Source organism: Streptomyces sp. NBC_01006, assembly GCF_045162725.1.
GTDB lineage: Bacteria > Actinomycetota > Actinomycetes > Streptomycetales > Streptomycetaceae > Streptomyces.
Genome location: NZ_CP108700.1, coordinates 760,652 through 782,937, shown reverse-complemented (window position 1 = coordinate 782,937; position 22,286 = coordinate 760,652). Strand labels below are relative to the sequence as shown.

Genomic DNA, 22,286 nt, shown 5'->3' with positions numbered 1-22,286 from the left:
GCGCTCTCAGGCGGTTTGATCGGTTTGGCGGGGGCTCTCGGCCGAAACCGCCGCAGGCGCCGGGAGGGCGGTGGATCCGACCGCCGCTGACGCAGGTCGGGCGGTCATGCCACCGAAGTCGAGCGCGCGGGAGATCGTGCCGGCCGAGACGCGGACGTCGGCCGGGTGAAGGTCCCCGTGGAGCCACACCGGCGGCTCCTCCCGGTCCGGAGCCGAGACGGCATCGTCCCGGACCGCTCGGACGTCGCCGACCACGGGGGTGTCGGCAACGTCTTGTACGTGGCGCTCGAACTCGAACGCCTCGGTACGGATCACTGGAGAGCGCCGTCCTACGCCGTGGCGAGCCATTCGGGGCGGTCGAGGAACGCGAGCACCGCCCGCTTCTCGGGGAGGTGGATCTCAGGCAGGTCGATCTCGGGCAGGGTGATCTCGCCCTGTCGGACGAAGCCGATACGGCCCAGCAGGGCGATGGCCTTCTCGTTGCGCGCGTCGGGCTCGCCCACCGCGCGCAGGACGGCCGGGTCACGGAAGGCGAAGCGGATGAGCGAGCCGATGAGGGTACGGCTGAAGCCGGGGCGGGGTCGGCCGGCTGTCGGCGCCAGCATGAGGTGGACGCCGATGTCGCCCTCCCGTACCTCGTAGCACTCGCTGACCCGGTCCTCCTCCGGCTGGTAGGTCTGGAAGAGCGCCACGGGCTCGTCGTCCAGCCGGACCATGTACGCGTGATGGGTGTCTCGGCGGTCCACGTCCTCGTAGATCTCTTGCACCAGTTCTCGACTGGTGCCGTTCATGCCCCAGAATTCGGCGCGCTCCTCGACGACCCAGGCGTGCAGCACGGCGGAGTCCGTCGCGGGGTCCACGGGAGTGAAGCGGACGGTGCCGAAGTCCTCGACGGTCTCGCTGTAGACGTCGGCGCGCGGGGTGGCGAGGACGGTGGACTCGGTTCTCATGCGGTCTCGTTCCTTCTTGACGGCGGGCCCGGCCGGCGATGGCACACCGGCCCGCGAGCTCATTAGGTTAGGCTGGCCTAAGTGTAGGGGTTCGTTGGCGTGATCTGATCGCCGGGCGGGCGTCGGCGCTGCCTGCGGTCAGCCGTGGGTGTGCAACGAGTCCGGGGTCGGCCGCTCTACCATCCCCACGCTCGCGGGGGCCGGCTCCTGCCGCCTACGCCTCCGTCGTGTCCTGCTGCCGGCGCACCATCTCGGAGATCCAGACGGGCGCGAACGGGGACGTGCAACCCGGGGGAGTCGGGTAGTCCTTGAGTACCTCCAGGCGCTCGCCGATGGCGATCGCGCGGGCGCGGTGCTCTGCGTGTTCGATCCCGATCTGTGCCAGGCAGTGGTTCATCGCCCATTGCAGACGGTCCGGGGCGTCCTTCATCTCGGCCTCGATGGCGTCGAGCAGCCCTGTGAGGTCGAGCCCGTCCGGCTGCTTCGCCACACGTTCGGTGGTCAGCGCCCAGCCGGCACTCGCGACCACCGGATCCGGATCGGCGGACCAGGCCAGCCGCAGCTCCTCGGAGTGCGGGCTCTTCTTCACCACGTAGTTCACGAGCCAGTCGTGCACCTTGGGCGTGCGCGCCTCGCGCAGCATGACGTCCAACTCGTCGCGCTCGAACGCCTTCGGGCGGCAGATCAGGATCGCCAGCAGTCTCGCCGCGGTGTCGTCCGTCTCCCAGAGCCGGCGCGCGAGTTCCTGCTGCGTTCTCAGCCGTTTTGCGATGGCGCGGAGCTTGCCGAGGTTCACGCCGTGATCGTCACCGTGTCTCTCGTTCACCGCGCGTGATTTCGGGTCTTCGAGCGCGGCCAGCTCGGCCATCACCTCGGCCACCATCGTCTGGGCCATCTCGGTCATCTCGGCCCCCTGTCCGTCGCTGGCGGGATTCAGCCTATGACGGAAGCCGGCCGGGATCCGGGAACGTCGCGCCGCCCGACCGCCGCCCGACCGCCGCGACGCCACACGCGACGACACTCGCGTCGCCCACGGGAAATGGCCGAACTCCTGCGGAATCCGACTGCCGTTCGTCTGGCGTATCCGCCACCGTCACGTCAGGCTCCCTCTCCAGTAGCCCCGACACGCTGTTCTGGGGGCGCTCAAGCATTCCTCGATCAAAAGCAGAGGTCACTCTCGCCATGGCAGAACTGAACCGCCGCCGCTTCCTCCAGCTCACCGGCGGCGCCGCCGCCCTGACCCTGCTCAACGAGAGCATCGCGCGCGCCGCCGCCATCCCCGCGCAGGGGATGACGGGGACGATCGCCGACGTCGAGCACATCGTGGTCCTGATGCAGGAGAATCGTTCCTTCGACCACTACTTCGGTGCGCTCCGCGGCATCCGCGGTTTCGGTGACCCGCGCCCGGTGACCCTGCCCAGCGGCAAGTCCGTCTGGCACCAGACCGACAACGCGGGCAAGGAGACGCTGCCCTTCCGGCCGCCGTCCGACGACCTCGGCATGGAGTACCTCCAGGGCCTCAACCACGACTGGGCGGGCGGTCAGAGCGCCTTCAACAAGGGCAAGTACGACAACTGGGTGCCCGCCAAGACGCCGGCCACCATGGCCCACCTGACGCGCGAGGACATCCCGTTCCACTACGCGCTCGCCGACGCGTTCACCATCTGCGACGCCTACCACTGCTCGTTCATCGGCTCGACCGACCCGAACCGCTACTACCTCTGGTCGGGCCACACCGGCAACGACGGCAAGGGCGGCGGCCCGGTCCTCAACAACGCCGAGGCAGGCTACGGCTGGACCACCTACCCCGAGCGTCTGGAGGCGGCCGGGGTCTCCTGGAAGGTCTACCAGGACATCGGCAACGGACTCGACGCCGCCGGTTCCTGGGGCTGGATCAACGACGCCTTCCGCGGCAACTACGGCGACAACTCGCTCCTCTACTTCAACAACTACCGGGGCGCCCAGCCTGGCAACCCGCTGTACGAAAAGGCCCGCACCGGCACCGACGCCCGGACCGGCGAGGGCTACTTCGACAAGCTGCGCGCCGACGTCACCGCCGGCACCCTGCCCCAGGTCTCCTGGATCGCCGCCCCCGAGGCGTTCAGTGAGCACTCCAACTGGCCGGCCAACTTCGGCGCCTGGTACATCGCGCAGGTGCTGGACGCGCTGACGTCCAACCCCGACGTGTGGGCCCGTACCGCGCTGTTCATCACGTACGACGAGAACGACGGCTTCTTCGACCACGTCGTCCCGCCGTACGCCCCCGCCGACGCCAACCAGGGCCTGTCGACCGTCTCCACGACGCTGGACGTCTTCCCCGGCAAGGCGGGCTACGTCGCCGGCCCGTACGGTCTGGGCCCGCGCGTGCCGATGCTCGTCGTCTCGCCCTGGAGCACCGGTGGCTACTCCTGCTCCGAGACCTTCGACCACACCTCGGTCATCCGCTTCATGGAGAAGCGCTTCGGTGTGCAGGAGCCCAACATCTCGCCCTGGCGCCGCGCCGTCTGCGGTGACCTGACCTCCGCCTTCGACTTCGCGCGCACGGACACCAACACGGTCCGGCTGCCCGACACGGGCCTGTGGGAGCCGCAGGACCGCGAGCGCCACCCCAACTTCCTGGCCACCCCGCCTGCGGTCGGGACCATGCCGCGCCAGGAGAAGGGCCTGTGCAACACCCGTCCGCTGAAGTACGCCCCGTACGTGGACGGCGCTGCGCTCACCGGCGAGGGCAAGTTCCGGCTGACGTTCAGCGGCGGCGCGGACCTGGGTGCGCAGTTCTACATCACGTCCGCGAACCGGACCGACGCCCCCTGGACGTACACCACCGAGGCCGGCAAGTCGATCTCGGACACCTGGAACACCCGCTACTCGGCGGGCGTCACCGACCTGACCGTCCACGGCCCCAACGGCTTCCTGCGCGGCTTCCGCAACCCCGGCACCACCCCCGGCCCCGAGGTCACCGCCCGCCACAACGCCACCACGGGGAACCTGGACCTCACCCTCACCAACGCCGGAGCGTCGACCGCGACGCTCACGGTCACCAACGCCTACGGCGGCGGACCGAAGCGCCTGACGGTCGCCAAGGGCGCCACGGTCACGTACAGCGTTCCCCTGCGGAGCACGCGACGCTGGTACGACGTGACGGTCACCGCGTCCGAGGCCCCGGACTTCGGCCGCCGCTTCGCCGGCAAGGTCGAGACCGGGGCGGCCGGCCTCTCGGACCCGGGCATCCTGACGGAGCAGGGCTCCTGACGGACCGCTCCTGACGGACCGCTCCTCCTGGCCCGAGCCCCGCTCCGCGGAACCCTCCGCGGAGCGGGTCGCTCGCGGCATGCCTCCGGGCGCGGCCCCGGCCGGGCCCGCTACGGTGGCGCGATGGAACAGCGGATCAGCCTCGTCACCCTGGGCGTCGCGGACCTCGCCCGCGCCCTGGTCCTGCCCGACTTCGGCGGGTAGCGCGCACGGCCCCGCCGTTCCGTTCCGCCGCTCCTACCAGCCTGTGAGCCCGGTTCTGGTCCCGGTCCTGATCCGGATCACGGTCACAACGGGCTCCCCTCGCGCAGGTAGACCGCGGAGCCGGACCGGGCGGCGGCGTAGATGGCAGTCAGCGTCTGGAGGCGGGCGGACAGCGGCGTGTCCCGCAGCTCGTCGAGGTGCTTGAAGGCGTGGCGGTCGTGCTCGGGGCTCAGCCGGATGGGCTGATCGCCGGTGTGGACGCCGCCGTGGAAGAAGTAGTCGATCACAGGGCCGGTGCTCTCGACGTCGACGCGGTGGTCCGTGCCGATCAGCCGCGGTTCGTCGTCCAGCTCGACCCCGGTCTCCTCGTTCATCTCCCGCCGTGCTGCCGCCCATGGGTCCTCGCCGTGGTCGAGCATCCCGCCCGGGAGCCACCACTGGCCCGCGACCGGCTGGCCGGGGCCGTAGCGGAGCAGGAGGACGCGGCCGTCACGGTCCAGCATCAGGACGCAGGAAGCCACGACCGTCAGAGGGAGGGTCTTGATCCACTCTTCTCGGGGAATCCACATGCTCATGCCTCCCGGGCGGTCAGGGTCCGGGCGGAGGTCTTCTCCAGGTGCGCGGTGAACACCGCGGCCGGGTCCGTGACGCCGAGCCGGTGCAGGGTGACCATCGCCGTCACCAGTACGTCGCACACTTCCGCCTCCACGTCCCGCCAGGAGTGGGACAGGCCCTTGCGGGGGTTGGTGCCGGTGGCGCCGATGACGGCCTGCGCAGCCTCGCCGAACTCCTCCCCGATCTTGAGTACCTGCAGTACCCGGCGCTGCTCGGCGGGGACATGGGCGGCGGCCTCGTCGAAGAAGGCGGCAAGCTCCCCGGTGACGGCCCAGGCGTTCTTCTCCACGGTGGTTCCCTTCGTCCGGCTGTAGTCCGTTCTCAGCCGTATGAACGAATGGGATGACGTGCGGGATGCTCCCGCCCGTCGGGGGCGCCCGCGGCCGCCTATCTGAGCAGCGCGAACGTACTGGCGGCGACGGCCCCGCCCAGCGCGGCGCCCGCGAGGACCTGGGCAACGGTGTGGTCCTTGAGCTCCACCCGGGACCAGCCGACGGCGGCGACCAGGGGGTACGCGAGGAGCACCCGGGGTCCGTACGCCATGGCGAGCAGCGCGACGCTCCCGGAGGAGACGGCCGCGTGCACGCTGATCTTCCAGGCAGGGGTCACGGCGAGGAGGGCCACGAGGGTGGCCAGCATGGCCGAGATCAGCGCGATCATGGTTCGGGGGGCGCCGAAGGCCCAGAGCAATGTGATGCCGGTGGCGACCGAGACGGCGATGAAGGTCATCACGATGATGCGCTGCTGCCGCCGGCCGACGTGCCGGTCGGTCCAGCGGCCGCGGCGTATGCCGTACTTGATGAAGGCCAGGGGTATGACGGCGGCGAACAGGCAGCCGAGGAGGCCCCATCCGATCCCGGCGAGGCGGCCGGTGTACCAGCCGATCAGGAGGGTGTCGGCGATGATCCACGTCTTCGGGTCGAGCCCGTCGGTGATCAGACGCGCGGCCCGGGACTCGTCGGGCCGTACGACCGGGGTCGTGGTCGTCGTGGTCACGTCGTGGCCTCCTGGCTGGTCGTGGTGCGGAAGTCGCCGACCGCGGGGGAGTGTGGTGGATCCGGGCGGGCCGGATGATCCTCTCAACCTCGGCGGTGAAGGCGGAGGCCGCCAATTCACTTCCCGCCCGCTGCACGCTTCCGCTCGTCCTCCCGCGCTGCCCAAGCGGCCGAGTCGATCCGCGATCGGTAGTCCTCCTTCGGCTCCGACGCGTCCAGGTGTACCGTCCACGCCCACAGCACGACCGCCACCAGCAGGAAGCAGCCCGCCACCCCCAGGACCGCGTCGACATCGTCGGACTGGGATTCCGGGTCCGTCCCGAAGAAGGCGGGAGGACCGTCGACGATCATGCTCACCCACCATGCGAGGGCCGCGTTGCACGCGAGTACGGCCAGCCAGTACAGGATCCGCACGGCCTTCGCCGGGCCGCCGTGCAGCGTGCGCAGCAGGAGCAGACGCCGCAGCCTCCCCGGCCCTCCGCGGTGGCGGCGCGCCTCGGCCTCGAAGCTGCGTACCGATACGTAGCACTCGTCGAGCCAGTGGCCCGGCTCCGGGTCGGGGGCCCCGGTCGGCGCCAGCTTCTTGGCCTCGATCCAGCCGGTGATGAACTGGACCTCCATCTGGGCCTTCTCCAGCCTGCGGCGGTAGTGGTGGTCGGCGCTCCGCGCCTCGCGGCGGTCCCTGAGGACGAGGCTGATCCCGCCGACCAAGCCGGTGATCACGGGCACGAAGAACGGCGCGAACGACACCAGGGAATCCAGACCAGGCACCGGCAATGCCTCCTCATCCGACCCGGCCTCGGCTGGGGGCCTCCCTCCAGCCTCGCATCCCCCATGGCGGCCCCCACCGCTCCGTACGGCCGATCGGGTGACCGCAGTGAGGCCGTTAGGGACCGTTCTGAGTTCAGTTCACCGGGCGGCATCCGACGGCTCGTACCAGAGGCTGGTCATCGGGGAGCGCATGGTCCAGCCCAGAGAGGAGTAGAGCGCCCGGCCCTCGGTCGTGCCGACCAGGAGGCCGGTCCTTGCACCGGCCTCGTACGCGGTGCCCTGCAACGTGCGCATCACCAGGCCCCCGAGGCCCTTGCGCCGGTGCTCGGTGGCGGTCTCGACCTGGTCGACCACGGCATGGGTGCCTGCCTGGGCGATCTGTCCGCGGGCGGCGAAGTGCCCGGCGCCCGTGCGGACCAGCACGCGGCTGACGCCGCCCCGGGTCCAACTGGTCAGCGTGTAACCGGCCGGCGCCGCAGGGCGGCGCTCCGGTGCCAGGTGGCAGGTCATCAGAAACCCCGGACTGTCGCGACGCCAGCCCGGCCCGACCCAGGGAAGGACCGCGTCGTCCTCGGCGAACAGCTTCAGCCACGTCCCGGGCGCGCTCGTCGCGGCGACGATCTTGCGTACGTCGCCTTCGGAGGGCTCCGGAAGTACGTGCCGGGCGACATGCTTGGGCTGCCCGACGTCGATCGTCCATCCCCACGGCTCGTCGATCGGGTTCGAGCTGCCGCGGGAGACGACCCAGCCGTTGATCCACATCCGCACGAGCTCACTGATCCTGGTGTCCGCCATCGCAGCCCGTCCTCCTGGGTAGTAATAGGTGCTAGCGTGAAGTGAACCTTACGCAACGGGGGTGGGATTTGACCATAGGAGCAGGTTGGTCGGCCACTGCCGCCCCTGATGGTGATTCACCGATGTCACCGGAGCCGAGTAAGGGGATCGCGCCCGCAGTTGGTGCCCGTCGACGCGGTGGACGAGTGCGGCGATGCGTGGGGCGAGCTCGATTCCGGCCGGGCCGACGTTCCGGGCTTTCAGTTGTGGCACGGCCCAAACGCCAGCGGGCCCGAAGCTCTGGAGTTCCTCAAAAGGCGCTTGTCGCGCCGATCATGCCGGGCATCCTCCTCGTACGGATCGGAACGGACGGCAACGGGGAGCAGGACATGGGATACCTGGTGATCCTGGGGATCGGCCTCATCGTGGTGCTCATCGCGGCGCTGCGGGGAAACAGAGGTGGCGGGTCGACGCGAGGACGGTCCAGCGGCGGAGGCGACGGCGGCGGTCACGCCTGCGGTGGCGGTTGGTCCTGCGGCGGTGGCGGCTCGTCTTGCGGTGGCGGCGGCGGGGACTGACCCGACAGCGCTCGCTGCGCGGACCCGATGGACTGACGGGCCCGTCCGGGGGCGGATGGGCAACTCCTCATCGCCACACCGGCCGAGCAGCTCGGCTGAGGTCCCGTGGACACACCGGTGCGGAACTTCCACGCGATCCGTTGAGGCCCCTCACCCGGGCGCGAGTACGGTGGCCGGCGGTGGGGGCGAGCCGCGGCGAGCCACGGAGTTGGGTACCCTCTCGGTTGGCTTCGGGGCTTCAGCGGGCTGAACTGCCGTGACAGGGGATGGAATTCTCATGAGTGCACCTTCTACCGACCTATTCCAGCCGCTCAGGCCCGACGACCCGGCCGCGGTCGGCGGATACCGCCTGACCGCAGTGCTGGGCGCGGGCGGCATGGGCAAGGTGTACCTCTCCTACACGCCGGGCGGGCGGCCCATCGCCCTCAAGGTGATCCGGCCCGAGTTCAGCGAAGACCCCGAGTTCCGGCGGCGCTTCCAGCAGGAAGTGCGGGCGGCGCAGCGGGTGCAGGGCCTCTACACCGCGCCCGTCATCGACTTCGACACCGAGGGCACCCAGCCCTGGCTGGCCACGGCCTACGTACCGGGTCCCTCCCTCGCGCACGCCGTGGCCCAGTACGGGCGGCTGCCGCTGCGCAGTGTGCTGCTGCTGGCCGTCGGAGTCGCCGAGGCGCTGCACGTCATCCACGGCGCGGGCATCGTCCACCGTGACCTGAAGCCCGCGAACGTACTCCTCGCCGCCGACGGCCCCCGCGTGATCGACTTCGGTATCGCCCGCGCGGCGGACGCCACTTCCCTGACCGGCAGCGGAGTCAGCGTCGGCACGCCCGCGTTCATGGCGCCCGAGCAGGCCTCCGCCGGTACGGTCACCGCCGGCACCGACATCTTCGCGCTCGGCCAGATCGTGGCGTACGCGGCGATCGGTGCGCCCGCCTACGGCGAGGGCTCCTCGCACGCCGTGCTGTACCGCATCGTGCACGAGGACCCCGACCTCAGCACGCTGCCGGAGGAGCTGCGGCCCCTGGTGACGCGGTGCCTCAGCCGTGACCCGGCGGACCGGCCCACCCTGGCCGAGGTCATCCAGATGTGCCACGACCTTTCCCCCGCCCCGCTCCGCCAGGGCGAGGACTGGCTGCCCCAGGCGGTCGCCGGTTCCATCACCGAGCGCCTCCGGCTGCCCGAACCGGCGAAGACCCCGCCGCCGCAGCCCGCCGCCGCCCCGGCCCCGACGCCGACCGAAGTCTCCCCGCAGCCTCCGGCGCAGGGTGCGCCCCCGGCCACGCCGGCCGGTCTCGGCGTGGCCGCCGCGCCGACGCAGAGCGCCCCCGCCGCTCCGGCCCACGCACCGGCCGGTCCCGCCGCTCCGGGCGTGCCGCCCGGGTATCAGACACCGCCGCCCGGCTACCCGGCCCAGCCCGGCTACCAGACGCCGCCGCCCGGATACGTGCCGGGCTACCCCGCTCCGTCGCCCTCCCACCACCCCGGGTACCCGCCCCCCGCCCCGCAGCGCAAGCCGAAGGGGCTGATCATCGCCGGGGTCGTCGTGGCGGCGGTGATCGGCCTCGCGGTCCTCGGTTCCCTGCTGCCGGACAACTCCGGCGACAAGGCCAAGGGCGGCACGTCTTCCGCCGGCGGAAGTACGAGCAGCGCGGCCCCCAGCGGCAGCTCCCAGGGCAAGGGCGGCAAGCGCGCCGACCCCACCCCCGCCTCCTACCAGGGCATCAACCTGACGGCCAACTACCAGCTCATGCTGGCCGACAACCCGCCGCGCCCCGTCTCCGGCGGCAACGCCGGCGTGTTGTACAACCACGGAGACTTCTACTTCTACATCGACACCCTCTTCGGGGACACGAAGGTCGGGACGGACAACGGCAAGCTGGTCGTGCTGAACAACTCTCAGAAGGGTTCGTTGGAGACCTGCCGCGCCGAAACCCGCTACACCGAGAAGATCGGCCTCGATCAGCTCACGGACGGGTCGGAGATCTGCGTGCTCAGTGACGCGGGCCACATCGCGGTGGCGACGTACCGGGGCAGGTCGGGCGCGAAGGATCCGAGCAGCTACATCACGCTCGATCTCACGGTCTGGCGCAACGCCGAGGAGCCGAAGAAGGGGAGCTGAGGAGCTGGGGAGGAATGGTGCGATAGTCCCCAAAATGGGCAAATCGCAGACTTCCGTCATTTGACTCAGTTACTATCATATGCCTTTTGATGGTGTGTCAGTCGCAAACGTGCGGGGCATAATCGGCCCCGGTCGTCTCCGGAAGCAATGGAGCCATCGGGACACCGACCGACCTCCCCGTCGGATTCCCGGACCGGACCGATCCTCAAGGCGCCGTACATGTCCCTGGCCAGCCGCACCCGCCTCGCGGCACTGATCGCGGCGGTCTCCGTCGCTGTGGCCGGCGTCACGACCTGGGCCTACGGGTACGGGAGCGAGCCGCCGCAGGCGGCCGCCCCGGCCGTCGTCAGGCCGAGCGTGACCGAGGGCTCCGCCCTCCAGGTCGTCGCACACCCCGACGACGACCTCTTCTTCATGAACCCCGACCTGAGCCGCTCCATATCGACGGGCATCAAGGTCACGACCGTCTACCTGACCTCCGGCGAGTCCGACGGCAGGAACGAGGCCCACAGCCCGCACCTGGACGACGCCGCGGGCCCCGCCGACCGCGCCGCCTACGCGGAGGCCCGGCAGAACGGCATCCGGGGTGCCTACGCCCAGATGGCCACCGGCGACCGCACCAGCACCTGGCAGCGGAAGTCCGTACCCACGACCGGCGGAGGCAGCGCCGAGGTGGACGTCCTCGTCGCCAGGCCCGAGGTCAACCTGGTGTGGATGCAGCTCCGCGAGGCCCGCAGCATCTCGGGGGACAATCCGGACAGCCTGCGCGGCCTGTGGGACGGCCGAATACCCGCCCTCGGCGCCCAGCTGACCTCCGGGACGCCGGTCGAGCAGCCGTTCTCGTACACGAAAGACCAGGCCGTAGCCGCCATCGCGGACGTGTTCGCGCTGTACAAGCCGACCACGATACGGACGCAGGACCCGACCCCCGGCAAGTCGGGGAGCGGCGTCTTCCTCGACCACCAGGACCACATGTACGGAGCCCGCTTCGTCCAGGCCGCCGCGGAACGCTACGCGCAGACCACGGACCGGCCGCACTTCTCCGTCCAGAACTACGTGAGCTACCCGAACAGCTCGCTGCCGCCGACGCTCGACCCGCAGACCGCCGAAGAGAAGCTCGGCTACCTCAAGACCTACGCGTGGATGGACCACCAGGACTGGTGCGGCAGCCCCGCCGGCTGCGGCGACCGCAAGACCGCGACCAGGCCCACCGGCGCCGGATGGAACCAGACCATCCGCTACAGCCGTGGCGACGGCACCTCCTGGATGACCGAGGGCCCCTCCGGACGGCTGTGGGCCTTCGCCGCGCTGGACGGCCGGATGGCGTACTGGTCGCGCAGCGGCCCGAAGGCCCCCTGGCAGGGTCCTCGCTTCCTTCCCGGTGCCGGCATCGACGCCGGGGCGAGCGCGGTCCGGCTCCCGGACGGCCGGATCGCGGTCTTCGCCACCCGCACCACCCTCGGTACGACACCTCAGGACTACGGCCGGGACATCGTGTACGCCGTCCAGGGCGGGGGCGACGGCGACGGGGTATTCGGCCCCTGGCAGTCACTGGGAACCCCGGACACCGCGGACAGGTCCGGCACCTCGGCGATCAGCGCACCGTCCGTCGCCGTGGATCCGGCGGGCCGGATGACGGTGTACGTACGCGATTCCCGCCGCACCCTGCGCGCCCGGACCCAAACGGCCCCGGACGGCGCCTTCGGGCCCTGGCAGGATCTCGGCGGCGCCGGCCTCCTGGGCGATCCGGTCACCGCGACCGACGGGGCGGGGCGGCAATACGTGTACGCGGCGACGACCGGCTCCGTACTGGCCTGGGTCCAGCCGACGCCGGGCGCCCCCTTGACCGGCGCCTTCGCGACCGGACTGCCGCAGACCACGGGCGTGCTCTCGGCGCGACCCGAGGGCGACGGGGTCCGCCTGTTCTTCCGCCGGCCCGGCACGGGCACCGTCGGTACGAGCCTGGCGACCGCGGGCGGGCCCGCGCCGCAGTTCTCCCCGGTCGCCGAGGCCGGCGGTCCGGGCGGCTACGGCGGCGTGGGTATCGCGGGTCCGCTGCTCGCGGGCCGTACGGGCTCGGGCACGGTCGGCGTGGCGGGCGGCGCGTACGGTCCGCAGTCCTGGCAGGAGTCCCAGATGCTGTACACGGGCGCACCGGCGGGCGTGGCCGACCGGGCCGGCACGGCCGTCGCGGCGGCCCTCGGCCTGGACGCCGACCTGCACATCGTCACGACGGTTCCCCCGGCCCGGTCCGAGCCGCCCGGCGACCGGACCCCCTCCCCGTGGCACAGGGCGGTCCAGCCCCCTCTGGTCGCGCAGGCCGCCCCCGGCCGCTAGGACGAGAACCGCAGGGGCGGCGTGGGGAGACCCTTGTCGTCGAGTGCCACCAGGGTGAGGACGGCGATCGAGCCCGTCCATGCCAGAGGTGCCACCGATGACGGCTTGCCCGCACGGTTCACCTTCTCGGGCAGCTCTCCGAGCGAGTTCCGCTTGGAGAGGACCCAGTCCAGCACCTGCCTCGCCTTCGCCGTCCTCCCCGTACCGGCCCACGCGAGCGCGAAGAACGAGGTGCTGGGCGTCCAGGCGTTCCCACCCCATGGCGCCGTCGGATCGTTTCCGGGGGTGAGACCCCCGTTCGGCAGGAGCAGGGCCTTGTACGTGGTGTCGAGTGCCCGGGGCAGGTCGGCCGGAGCCGTGTTGAAGGGCGGCGCCATGAAGGCCGCCGCGCTGTCCTGCCCGTGCTGCCCGTCGACGGTGCGCTGGTACCCCAGGGGAGCGAACTTCTTGGCTATCCCGGAGGAGAGCCGCTTGGCGGCAGCGGCCCAGCGTGCCGCGTCGGCCGGCCGGTTCAGCTCCCCGGCGAGGTCCGCGGAGGCGTTGAGCCCCGCGAGCAGGGGCGCGGCCGTACCGATGTTCGTCGTGGTCGTCGTCAGCTCCCAGTAGTCCGGGGAGGCCGGAGGCAGCCCGTCCGCCCCCAGGGAGGCCGCCGCGTGGTCGGCCGCCTTCCGGATCATCGGGTAGAGGCCGGCCAGCCGAGCGTCGCGGGTGGTCCGCGGGGCCTTCTGGTACCACTGCCAAGCGGCCCAGGGGACCCAGCCGTTGGCGTCGAGCTGCCACCGCCTGCCGTCCGGCGGCCCGAAACCGTCGAGTCTCGTCCGTGCGTCCCAGGTGCCGTCCTTGCGCTGGGTCGCGGCGCTGTAGCGGAGGATCCGGTACGCCTCGGCCTCGTGGCCGGTGTGCGCGAACGCGGCGCAGGCGAAGCTGGAGTCGCGGGGCCAGGAGTACATCCAGCCGGGAGTCCAGCCCGCCGCCATGGCGCCGTTCGGCCGGAGCAGGGCGCGCATGGTCAGCAGGGCCCGCTCGGCCGCCGCGCGCTGTGCGGGCGAGCTGCCGGGGACCCGGCCGGCAGCCAGCCAGGCGCCGCTCTGCGCGATCTGCTGCCGGGCCGCCGGATCGCCGGCCGCCACCAAGGCCGACGCCGTCCGGCCGACGGGGACGTACTTCCACCGGCCGGACGGCAGTCGCAGTACGTTGCTCCGTCCCATGTACCACGCACCCTTGGCGGTGGCCGGTGTGATGCCCTCGGTGGCGGCCGTGTTGGAGAGGAGGCCGACGGTGGGGGCGGCGAGCACCGACAGGGGCGCGTATCTGCCCTCGGCGTCGCCGAGACTCTGGTGGCCCAGGGGCCTGACGAGGAACACCGGCCGTCGTGCGTCGGCGTGCCGCCCGCCGGCGGATCCTGCGGTGCACACGGGAAGGGCGATGCACGCGACCGCCGTCGTGACGGCCGCCCAGCGCACGAGCCGGGCAGCAGGCATCGCCACTCCCTCCGTCCGGCTTCCGCGCGTGCGGCGCCCGGAGTTCTCATCGTGGACGAGGTGTGCGGAGCCCGCCACGACACGCCCGCCGCCCGGGTGACCCCGGATGCCGGTGGACGACGCACCGTGCACATTGGTGTGACCGGCCCCTGCGAAGGATTGGTGAATGACTACTGCGTCGAGCGAGGGCGAGGGCGACGGCGAGCGCGAGCGGGTGGGCGCGAGCCGGGGGAGCGGCCACTGCCCGTTCATCCGCAGCCTCCTGCTCGGCGCGGGCACGACCCTTGTGGCGGCGGCCGGAGCCCTGATCGCCGTCGGGTGCTTTCTCGGGCTCTACGTACGGCCCACGTCGGACGACTGGTGCGCCGCCTGGAAGTCCCGTGACCTGGGAGTCCTCGGCATCACGTCCGACTTCTACACGACCCAGAACGGACGGATCGCCAACGCCTTCCTGAGCGGCATCATCTACGGCGACGGGCTGACCGGGATCAAGATCCTGCCCACCGTCATCGTCGTCACCTTCACGGTCGGCCTCGTCCTGCTCGGGTGCGAGTTCGTCCGGCTCCTCGGCGCGAGACCGCGGGTGATGACGGTGATGACCCTGACCGCCTGCTCGCTGGCCGTCCAGGCGCTGGTCTATTACGCCGGCACCCGCAGCTATCAGGTACTGCTGTGGGCTCCGGCCACCATTTCCCACACCACTCCCAGCGTCATCGGAGTGTGGGCGCTCCTGCTGGCCATCCGGACCGTGCGCCAGCCCCGGGCCGGCATACGCGCAGGCGGCTTCGCCGCCGCGTTCCTCATCGCGTTCGTGCTCGGAACCCTGAGCGAGCCGTTCGCCCTCGTCAGCGGTCTGCTCGCGGTCGGCGCCGGCCTGCTGGCCCTGCCCCGGCTGGGGCTGGCGCGGACCTGGCACACGTTCACCTGGTGCGTGCTCTGGTGCGCCGGACTCCTCTGCGGGCTGATCGTGCTCTACACGTCCCCCGGCGCCCGGTGGCGCCGCGCCCAGCAGCCGGACCGGGAGTCGATGCTCTCCCCGGGCGAGCTCGGCGAGACCTTCCGGGACTGGCTGCACATGTGGGACTCCGTCACGGGCCAGTGGGCCTACCTGGGAGCCGCCGCCATCGGCGTCCTCCTCGGCCTGGGGACCGGGCTCCGTACACCCGCGCCCGCGGCGCGGAGAAGGCGCCGGGCCGTATCGCGGCCGATGCTCGTCGCCGTGCTGCTGCTCCCCGTACCGGTGGTGGTGCTCGGGTCGTTCGCGGTGGTGCTGGGCCTGCGCAGCGGTTACGGCCCGAGCGGGTGGACGTACGCCCGTACGTGGACGAACTACCTCGTACCGATGGAACTGGCGCTGTGCGTCTACGGAGCCCTGCTGGGGGAGTGGGCCGGCCGGACCCTGGCCCGCCGGCGGAACGCCCCGGTGGTGGTGTCGGCCGCCGTCGTGGCGGCGGGCGGCCTGACGCTGGCGGCGCTGGCCGCGCTCGTCCCGAACGTCCAGCAGCTCACCACTGTCACGGTCACCCGCGCGGTGGCCTGGGACGCCCAGAACTCACGTATCCGGAGCGGGGCGGCGCGGGGCGCCACCGACCTCGGGTACCGGCCCCTGTACATCGGGAGCCTGGCCGAGCCCTTCTTCACCTCCGACTACGAGCGGGACTGGGTCGCCGGCTGTCTCTCGAAGTGGTACGGCATCACCCGGATCCACCGCCTCTGAGGGCGAACCGCGCCGACGACGGCGGCCCGGAGGATGAGACTTTCGGCAGATCCGGGCTCGGCGGGCGTTGCGTAATGTCGGGTCCGTGAGGCGAATGATCATGGACTTCCGGATGCCGGCGCACGTGCTGCTCGCGGGCGCGGCGGTAGCGGCCGCGCTGACCCCGATCAGCCTGTGGTGGGCGCTGCCGACCGCGGTGTGTGCCTTCCAGGCGGGCTCGCGGCCCGGCCGGACGCGGGGCACCGCGCTCGCTCTGGTCGCGGTGGTCGTTGCGGCGGTGGCCGTGGTGGCGGTCGTGCCGGCCCCGGCGATTGCGTCGCTGCCGCCGAGCCCGACCATCTCGCCGATCCGGAGCATTTCGGTGACCTGGTCCGGCGGGCGGCCGCCGCCGGGCTCGACGTACGACTGCAGACCGACGGATCGCCGCCGGACGACCTCCCTCGGGCCGTGGAACGGGCCGTGTGCCGGGTCGTGCAGGAGGCGCTGACCAACAGCGTCAAGCACGCGCCGGGCGCAGCGGCGACGGTGACGGTCCGGTACGGGATGTTCGTCGCGGAGGTCGAGGTGACCAACGGCCCGCCCTCTGGCTCCCGCACCGGCCCCGGCGCGACCGGTTCCGGTTCCGGGTCCGGTCTGGTGGGGCTCGACGAGCGGGTGCGGCTGGCCGGCGGCAGCTTCGCCGCGGGCCCGCGGGACGGAGGCTTCACCGTCCGAGCCCGCCTTCCGTACCGCCCGTCCGCCGGCGTTCCGCGAGCCGACGGCCCCACCGCCACCCGAGCGGAGGAAGCCCGCCCGGCCGGGTCGCAGGACCCGGAGCGGCGCCGCGCGCGCAAGGGGCTCGGGCGGACCGCGGTGGCCGCCGTACTCGTGCCGATGGTCACCGCCGCGCTGCTGTTCGTCGGTCTGCGCGCTGGGGATGTACTGACGGCCCGTCAATCCATGCTGTCGGCCGAGGACTTCGCCCGCCTGCGCGTGGGACAGCTCCGCGAGGACATCGCCCCCGTCCTCCCCGACCGGCAGACGACGGCCCGTCCGGCCCGCCCCACCCCCTTCCCGCCCGGGGCCGCCTGCGAGCACTACGTGGCCACCGCCGACCCGTTCGACGACCTGTCCGGTGACGTCTACCGGCTCTGCTTCCTGGACGGCCGCCTGGCCTCCGCCGACCACTTCACCGGAAGGGCCGCCCTGTGATCCGCATCCTCATCGCCGACGACGAGCCGATGGTCCGGGCCGGCGTACGCGCCGTGCTGTCCACCGACCCGGCGATCAGCGTGGTCGCGGAGGCCGGCGGCGGCCGCGAGGCCGTCGAACTCGCCCTGCGGCACCGCCCCGATGTCGCCGTACTCGACATCCGCATGCCCGGCCTCGGCGGCATCGAGGCCCTGGCGGAGATCCGCCGTACCACCCCCGAGACCGGCGTGCTCATGCTGACCACCTTCGGCGAGGACGACTACATCCTGCGCGCCCTAGGCGGCGGAGCCGCCGGCTTCCTCGTCAAGTCCGGCGAGCCCGAGGAGCTGATCGCGGGCGTGCACGCGGTCGCCGACGGTGCCGCCTACCTCTCACCGAGGGTCGCGGCCCGCGTCGTCGCCCACCTCGCGGCCGGCGCGGCCGGCCCCGGGGCGGACCGCCGCAGCGCCGCCCGCGCCCGGGTCGAGGCGCTGACCGTCCGGGAGCGTGACGTACTGGCCTTTCTCGGGGGCGGGTTGTCCAACGCCCGCATCGCCCGTCGGCTGCACCTGGCGGAGGGGACGGTGAAGGCCCACGTCAGTTCGATCCTGGCCCGGCTGGGCGTGCAGAACCGGGCCGCGGCCGCCGTCGTGGCGCACGAGGCGGGCATAGTCCCGGCCACCCCGGCGACGTCGGCCACCCCCGCCACCCCGCGCCGCGACCAGCCCTGACACCGCGAGCGTCCCCCACGGCCGTACGCCGACCAGGACGCCCGCCACCACGGTGGTGCCCAGCACCGCTCCCGCCAGTACGTCGTGCGGGTAGTGCACCCCGACCGCCACCCGCAGCAGCGCCGCCACCACACCCAGCGGCAGCGCCGCCGCCGCGAGGGCGGGCCGCAACACGGCCACACCGACGGCGAGCGCCACGGCGAGCGTCGCGTGGTTGCTCGGGAACGACCAGTCGCCCGGCTCCGGGCACACCGCCACCGCGTCGCGTACGGCGCGGCACGGTCGCTCCTCGTCGACGACCGATTTGACGGCCTCGCTCAGGACGTACGCGGCCACCGTCCCCAGCCCGACCAGCACGGTGCCCGCGATGCCGTCGGCGTCCCGCCGCCGCAGAGCGCGCCACCCCACCGCGGCCAGCAGCAGCCCGAGGAGGACGAGCGTGCCCTCCGTGGCGGTCTCCAGCAGCGCACCCGTCCACCGCGGCCCGTCCGCCACCCACCCGGTCACCGCACGGTATCCGCGGACCGAAGCCCCGCCCTCGGGCACCGGCCCGTCCGGCGCGAGCCACAACAGGCCCAGCGCGCCCGCGACTCCGGCGGCGGTCGGCGTCAGGGCCGCCGCGCGTGCCATACCCGGTCGTATCTCGTTGTCCATGCCGCCGACGCTAGGAATCCGGGGCGCCCCACCGCCCCGGCCGAACGGCGGGTCCGCCCCCCGCCGTTCGTCAGGGTTGCCCGTACCAGAACCCGGTGCTATCCGTCCCGGGTCGGCAGCGAGGTCCTACGCGAGGACGGTGTCGGCCGTGTGAGGAGTACCGAACCAAAGGCCCGCGGCCCGCTCGAACGCTTCACGATCAGGGCGCCGGTCACTTGCCCAGGCGACGATGCCGTCGGGCCGGACGAGCACGGCACCCAGTCCGAGGTCGTTCCTCGCCGGCCCGGCCGCGTACCGTATCCGGCTCTCCCAGCCCGTCGCCGAACCCTGCAGGCACCGGTCGATGCTGAAATCGAGTGCGACGCCTCGCCCGTCCTGCATCAGGTCGCCGAGGCGAGTCCCGTCCTCAAGAAGAAAGTCCGGGGCGCTGCGGCCGGCCAGCGGATGCTCGCTGCCGACGTCGTAGTGGATCCACGATCCCGACAGCCTCTCGAACATGTAGGTCGCTCCGTCGCGGGTCCCGATCAGATCGCGGACCACTGTCTGGATCGCCTGGGCATGCGGCTCCGGTTTCATGGCCGCCACCTGGGCGCGCGACCAGTCGAGCACCCCTGCGGCGATCGGATGGCGCTCGCGGGTGTACGTGTCGAGAAGTCCATCCGGCGCCTGCCCGTGCACGGTCGCCGCGAGCTTCCACCCCAGGTTCACGGCGTCGCCGATGCCGGTGTTGAGCCCCTGCCCGCCAAGGGGGGAGTGGATGTGAGCGGCGTCGCCCGCGAGCAGGACGCGTCCTTGCCGGTAGGTCGTCGTCTGCATCGCCCGATCGGTGAAGGTCGATGCGATGTGGACGTCGTTCAACGTGACGTCGGTGCCGGAAACACGGCGCAGGACCGCCTGGAGATGGTCGCGAGTCGGCTGCTGCGAGCGGTCGAACGCGCCGCCGTCGAAGTCCATCATGCCGATGTGCCCTTCCGTGGGCATCCGTATGTACAAGCCCTTCGGCGTCAGGTTGAACCAGGGGCGCAGCTTCTCCCAGCCGGCGATGGCGGCGTGCATGACGTAGCCGGTGAACTGCGGTTCGGTGCCGACGAAGTCGAAGCCCGCGAGCCGGCGCACCGTACTGCGTCCGCCGTCGCAGCCGACGAGCCAGCGCGCCTCGTACGTGTCCCCGCCGGCTTGCGCGACGACGGCGCCCTCACCGTTCTGGGAGATGGCCGAGACCGTGACGCCGCGCTTGACCTCCACGCCGAGCTTGGACGCCTGCTCGGACAACACCGTCTCGACCGCTTCGAGGTCCGTCATCAGGAGCTCCGGCGCCGGGGTGGGAAGCCGGAACGGTAGGGCGGCGACGTCGATCTTGGCCGGATCGAGCATCATGCCGGCGAAGTGACCACCGCGACGAGGGGGCGAGGGCTCGTCCGCGTCGGGGTTCCCTCCGGAACCGTCGTCGGCGCCCGACGCCGTCAGCAGCGGTTGCAGCATCCCGCGGCGGTAGAACGCCTCGGCCGAAGCGGCGGACAGGCCGCGCATCCCGAGCGGGGCCACCCGTAACGGGGAGTGGGGCCCCGGCTCCCGCTCCAGCACCAGTACGGAACAGCCCGCGAGGCCGAGCTCGCAGGCGAGGGACAGACCGACCGGGCCGGCTCCCACGATCACCACGTCATGCACGAGAGATCCTCTTCCTTCAATTCACAGCCGGCTGGGCACCGGCGGGACCCTTCGAAAGGTGCCAGCCCCCACCGACATCGGACCGACAGCCCCCGACAGGCCACCGACACCACGGCTCCGCCACCCTCAAGGCCGGGTACCGCGGAGCCGGACAGCCCCTAGCCGGACAGGCCCGACCGGGCCCGGGCCCGGTCGCGGAACCACGCACCCGCTCCGACCAGCACCGCCACCCCCACCCCGTACAGGGGAAGCCACAAGGTCGTCGTGGCCGCCAGGCACTCGGCCACGGCCTTGCGGGCCTCGTCCTGCTGTACGAACGCCAGGGCCGCGCCGTCACTGCCGGCCAGGTTCCCCAGCGCGGCCTCCACCTGGAGGGCCTCGTACCTGCCCCGCAACACGCACTCGCTGCGCGTGCCCGGCATCGGGAACAGCCAGGCCCGGCGCTGCAGGAGGGGGGCGAGCGCGACCGCCACGCACAGGCCGACGACCAGCGCGTACGCGACCAGGCCGCGCATGTACGGCGATCGGAATTCCGGCGTCCACTCCGCCCGTCGCTGGAAGGCGAGCATCACCGCGAGCAGCGTCACCCCGATGAACGTGGCGAACCACTGCCACGAGCCCTGGGCGAGCGCGAACGTCAGCACCGCGGCGAGTCCGATGCCGATGACCCCGGGAGCGGGAATGCCGTCGCCGGCTGCGGCGGGCGCCCGGCTCGTGGTCAGTCGGGGGCTGGGATCACTCACAGGCCTCTCCTGCAGGCGGGAGGCACCAGCATGGCCCGCGGAGCGCCGCGGCCCCGGGCCGCCATGCCGTACGGGTCCTGCGCCCGCACGGATGGCCGCGGGCCACGGCTACGCCGGCAATCGTTACTCGACGTAAGGGGCGGTAGGCGGTAGGGGGAGCGCGTCGCCTCCGGGAGGCGCGGGCCGGTCCTGTCCGTGCACGCTGGAGGGGAAGCCCCGCCGAGCGCCGCTCGGCGCCGTTCCCACACGGCTCGGGCACCGCAGGAGCCGGGCCGCGTGACCAACCCGGAAATCAGGTGCGACCCATGCGTACGTCGACCCGCATCGCCGGTGTCCTCGCCGGCCTGACCCTCACGCTCGGCGGCACACTCGCCGCCCCCTCCGCCCAGGCGGACATTCCGGCCTGCACGAACATGGCCACCCAGGCCGGTGCCGGCGCCACCGACGCCGTCACGACGGCGTGCCACCTCGGCGTGAGCGGCGACCTCCAGGGCTGTGTGAGCGGGCTGACCGCGGCCGGAGTGCCGGGCGGCGCTGCGAACGGCGCCTGCCGGCTGGCCGCCCACGAACCCCGTTAGACCCACACCGCACGCCGCCGCAATCGGGTATGAACGATGACATTCAGTGAGATTCGGGTGCCCCTGGGGTGAGCCGCCCCATAGGGCCCACGTCACATACGAACCGGGATAGTAGCTCCTGCCGCCCCGCTACCGCTGCTGTCGCGTGAGCTCCCACCTGCACGGATCGCCTCCGACCCCACCGGGGGTCGGGGGCCCCGCACTGCGAGGGCCGCTAGTAGGACGGGCCGTTGCCAGGGGGTCGGGGCGTCGGTAGAACTGGATGAGTCGCCAGGCGGCACGGGTACTTACCCGCCGCCGACGAACCCCTCTCCACCGCGTGAGTGGCTCACGCATGCCTTCGGCATGCGGCGACCGCCCTTGTCCCCTGTGGAAGGTTCATCCGTGTCGAACTCCGTCATCCGCCGCATCGCCGCCTCCAAGAAGACCCTCGCCGGCTCCATCGTCGCCCTGGGCGTCGCCGGCTCCATGCTCGCCACGGTCCCCGCCCAGGCGGCCCCCACGAGCGCCAAGGCGATCGCCCAGCAGATGATCAAGGACCCGGCACAGTTCGCGGCGTTCAACAACATCGTTTCCCGCGAGAGCGGCTGGAACCACACCGCCACCAACGCCTCCTCCGGCGCCTACGGCCTGGTCCAGGCCCTCCCCGCCTCGAAGATGGCCTCCGCCGGCGCCGACTGGAAGACCAACCCCGCCACCCAGATCAAGTGGGGCCTGGACTACATGAACTCCCGCTACGGCAGCCCCGTCGGCGCCTGGAACTTCTGGCAGACCCACCACTGGTACTAAGCCACCAGCGGACAGCACGGCAGACACACGAAAACGCCCGGCCGGGACATCCCGGCCGGGCGCTTTCGCGTGTGCGGCTGCAGACCTCGACTCCGAGGAGTGGCGCGTCGACGAGGAGAAGACCACTCGGGGTCGTCCCGCCGAGCCGCGTACGCTCGGC

21 protein-coding genes and 1 pseudogene are annotated in these 22,286 nt (G+C 72.0%); 10 read left to right on the top strand and 12 right to left on the bottom strand.

The window, feature by feature from the left end; translation table 11 throughout:
- Positions 1 to 6: 6 nt before the first annotated feature.
- From OG509_RS03515 to OG509_RS03505, 3 genes are all read right to left on the bottom strand, one after another.
- Positions 7 to 315, bottom strand: coding sequence for a hypothetical protein (locus tag OG509_RS03515; RefSeq protein WP_406180011.1), 309 nt, complete (start codon positions 313 to 315; stop codon positions 7 to 9).
- A gap of 14 nt (positions 316 to 329) precedes the next feature.
- The gene (locus OG509_RS03510) at positions 330 to 950 is read right to left on the bottom strand and encodes a GNAT family N-acetyltransferase (protein ID WP_406180010.1); all 621 of its coding nucleotides are present in this window, start codon (positions 948 to 950) and stop codon (positions 330 to 332) included.
- 214 nt (positions 951 to 1,164) lie between these two features.
- Entirely contained in the window at positions 1,165 to 1,845 is a 681-nt protein-coding gene (locus OG509_RS03505; protein WP_406187449.1) for a DNA alkylation repair protein, read from the bottom strand.
- 287 nt (positions 1,846 to 2,132) lie between these two features.
- On the opposite strand from OG509_RS03505, the gene OG509_RS03500 reads away from it, so the two are divergent.
- Positions 2,133 to 4,202, top strand: a complete 2,070-nt coding sequence (locus tag OG509_RS03500; protein ID WP_406180008.1) for a phosphocholine-specific phospholipase C — start codon at positions 2,133 to 2,135, stop codon at positions 4,200 to 4,202.
- A 287-nt stretch (positions 4,203 to 4,489) separates the two neighbouring features.
- Here OG509_RS03500 and OG509_RS03495 read toward each other — a convergent pair whose 3' ends face one another.
- From OG509_RS03495 to OG509_RS03475, 5 genes are all read right to left on the bottom strand, one after another.
- Complete coding sequence (locus tag OG509_RS03495) at positions 4,490 to 4,981, bottom strand: NUDIX hydrolase (RefSeq protein WP_406180006.1); 492 nt, start codon at positions 4,979 to 4,981, stop codon at positions 4,490 to 4,492.
- Positions 4,978 to 5,310, bottom strand: coding sequence for a MazG-like family protein (locus OG509_RS03490; protein WP_406180004.1), 333 nt, complete (start codon positions 5,308 to 5,310; stop codon positions 4,978 to 4,980). The genes OG509_RS03495 and OG509_RS03490 overlap by 4 nt, the downstream gene beginning before the upstream one ends.
- A gap of 98 nt (positions 5,311 to 5,408) precedes the next feature.
- The gene (locus OG509_RS03485) at positions 5,409 to 6,017 is read right to left on the bottom strand and encodes a hypothetical protein (protein WP_406180002.1); all 609 of its coding nucleotides are present in this window, start codon (positions 6,015 to 6,017) and stop codon (positions 5,409 to 5,411) included.
- Between the two features lie 116 nt (positions 6,018 to 6,133).
- Positions 6,134 to 6,787, bottom strand: a complete 654-nt coding sequence (locus tag OG509_RS03480) for a hypothetical protein (RefSeq protein ID WP_406180000.1) — start codon at positions 6,785 to 6,787, stop codon at positions 6,134 to 6,136.
- A 138-nt stretch (positions 6,788 to 6,925) separates the two neighbouring features.
- Complete coding sequence (locus OG509_RS03475; RefSeq protein WP_406179999.1) at positions 6,926 to 7,582, bottom strand: GNAT family N-acetyltransferase; 657 nt, start codon at positions 7,580 to 7,582, stop codon at positions 6,926 to 6,928.
- 314 nt (positions 7,583 to 7,896) lie between these two features.
- Here OG509_RS03475 and OG509_RS03470 point away from each other — a divergent pair, with 314 nt between their 5' ends.
- From OG509_RS03470 to OG509_RS03460, 3 genes are all read left to right on the top strand, one after another.
- Positions 7,897 to 8,139: a hypothetical protein gene (locus OG509_RS03470; protein ID WP_406179997.1), complete on the top strand. Its 243-nt coding sequence runs from the start codon at positions 7,897 to 7,899 to the stop codon at positions 8,137 to 8,139.
- Positions 8,140 to 8,416: 277 nt separating this feature from the next.
- Positions 8,417 to 10,258: a serine/threonine-protein kinase gene (locus tag OG509_RS03465; RefSeq protein WP_406179995.1), complete on the top strand. Its 1,842-nt coding sequence runs from the start codon at positions 8,417 to 8,419 to the stop codon at positions 10,256 to 10,258.
- 219 nt (positions 10,259 to 10,477) lie between these two features.
- Positions 10,478 to 12,595 carry a PIG-L family deacetylase gene (locus OG509_RS03460; RefSeq protein ID WP_406179993.1) on the top strand — a complete coding sequence of 706 codons (2,118 nt, stop codon included), beginning with the start codon at positions 10,478 to 10,480 and terminating at the stop codon, positions 12,593 to 12,595.
- On the opposite strand, the gene OG509_RS03455 is transcribed toward OG509_RS03460, so the two are convergent.
- Positions 12,592 to 14,076 (bottom strand): hypothetical protein, encoded by a 1,485-nt coding sequence (locus tag OG509_RS03455; protein WP_406179991.1) that lies wholly within the window; start codon positions 14,074 to 14,076, stop codon positions 12,592 to 12,594. The genes OG509_RS03460 and OG509_RS03455 overlap by 4 nt on opposite strands.
- A gap of 166 nt (positions 14,077 to 14,242) precedes the next feature.
- On the opposite strand from OG509_RS03455, the gene OG509_RS03450 reads away from it, so the two are divergent.
- The 4 genes from OG509_RS03450 to OG509_RS03435 all read left to right on the top strand — a co-directional run bounded on the left by OG509_RS03450 (position 14,243) and on the right by OG509_RS03435 (position 17,694).
- Positions 14,243 to 15,793 (top strand): hypothetical protein, encoded by a 1,551-nt coding sequence (locus OG509_RS03450; RefSeq protein WP_406179990.1) that lies wholly within the window; start codon positions 14,243 to 14,245, stop codon positions 15,791 to 15,793.
- Between the two features lie 85 nt (positions 15,794 to 15,878).
- Positions 15,879 to 16,280 (top strand): hypothetical protein, encoded by a 402-nt coding sequence (locus tag OG509_RS03445; protein ID WP_406179989.1) that lies wholly within the window; start codon positions 15,879 to 15,881, stop codon positions 16,278 to 16,280.
- Complete coding sequence (locus tag OG509_RS03440) at positions 16,241 to 16,984, top strand: ATP-binding protein (protein ID WP_406179987.1); 744 nt, start codon at positions 16,241 to 16,243, stop codon at positions 16,982 to 16,984. The genes OG509_RS03445 and OG509_RS03440 overlap by 40 nt, the downstream gene beginning before the upstream one ends.
- Positions 16,981 to 17,694, top strand: a complete 714-nt coding sequence (locus OG509_RS03435) for a response regulator (protein WP_406179986.1) — start codon at positions 16,981 to 16,983, stop codon at positions 17,692 to 17,694. The genes OG509_RS03440 and OG509_RS03435 overlap by 4 nt, the downstream gene beginning before the upstream one ends.
- Before the next feature lie 42 nt (positions 17,695 to 17,736).
- On the opposite strand, the pseudogene OG509_RS03430 reads toward OG509_RS03435, so the two are convergent.
- The 3 genes and pseudogenes from OG509_RS03430 to OG509_RS03420 form a co-directional block, all read right to left on the bottom strand.
- Positions 17,737 to 18,324 (bottom strand): annotated as a pseudogene (locus tag OG509_RS03430) (phosphatase PAP2 family protein); the annotation flags it as partial.
- A 150-nt stretch (positions 18,325 to 18,474) separates the two neighbouring features.
- A complete protein-coding gene (locus OG509_RS03425; protein WP_406179984.1) occupies positions 18,475 to 20,016 on the bottom strand; it encodes an FAD-dependent monooxygenase in 1,542 nt (513 codons plus the stop codon).
- A 158-nt stretch (positions 20,017 to 20,174) separates the two neighbouring features.
- Positions 20,175 to 20,759 (bottom strand): hypothetical protein, encoded by a 585-nt coding sequence (locus tag OG509_RS03420; RefSeq protein ID WP_406179982.1) that lies wholly within the window; start codon positions 20,757 to 20,759, stop codon positions 20,175 to 20,177.
- 305 nt (positions 20,760 to 21,064) lie between these two features.
- Here OG509_RS03420 and OG509_RS03415 point away from each other — a divergent pair, with 305 nt between their 5' ends.
- Together OG509_RS03415 and OG509_RS03410 are read left to right on the top strand one after the other, a co-directional pair.
- Positions 21,065 to 21,337: a hypothetical protein gene (locus OG509_RS03415; RefSeq protein WP_406179980.1), complete on the top strand. Its 273-nt coding sequence runs from the start codon at positions 21,065 to 21,067 to the stop codon at positions 21,335 to 21,337.
- A gap of 345 nt (positions 21,338 to 21,682) precedes the next feature.
- A complete protein-coding gene (locus OG509_RS03410) occupies positions 21,683 to 22,126 on the top strand; it encodes a transglycosylase SLT domain-containing protein (protein ID WP_406179978.1) in 444 nt (147 codons plus the stop codon).
- The last annotated feature ends 160 nt before the right edge of the window (positions 22,127 to 22,286 follow it).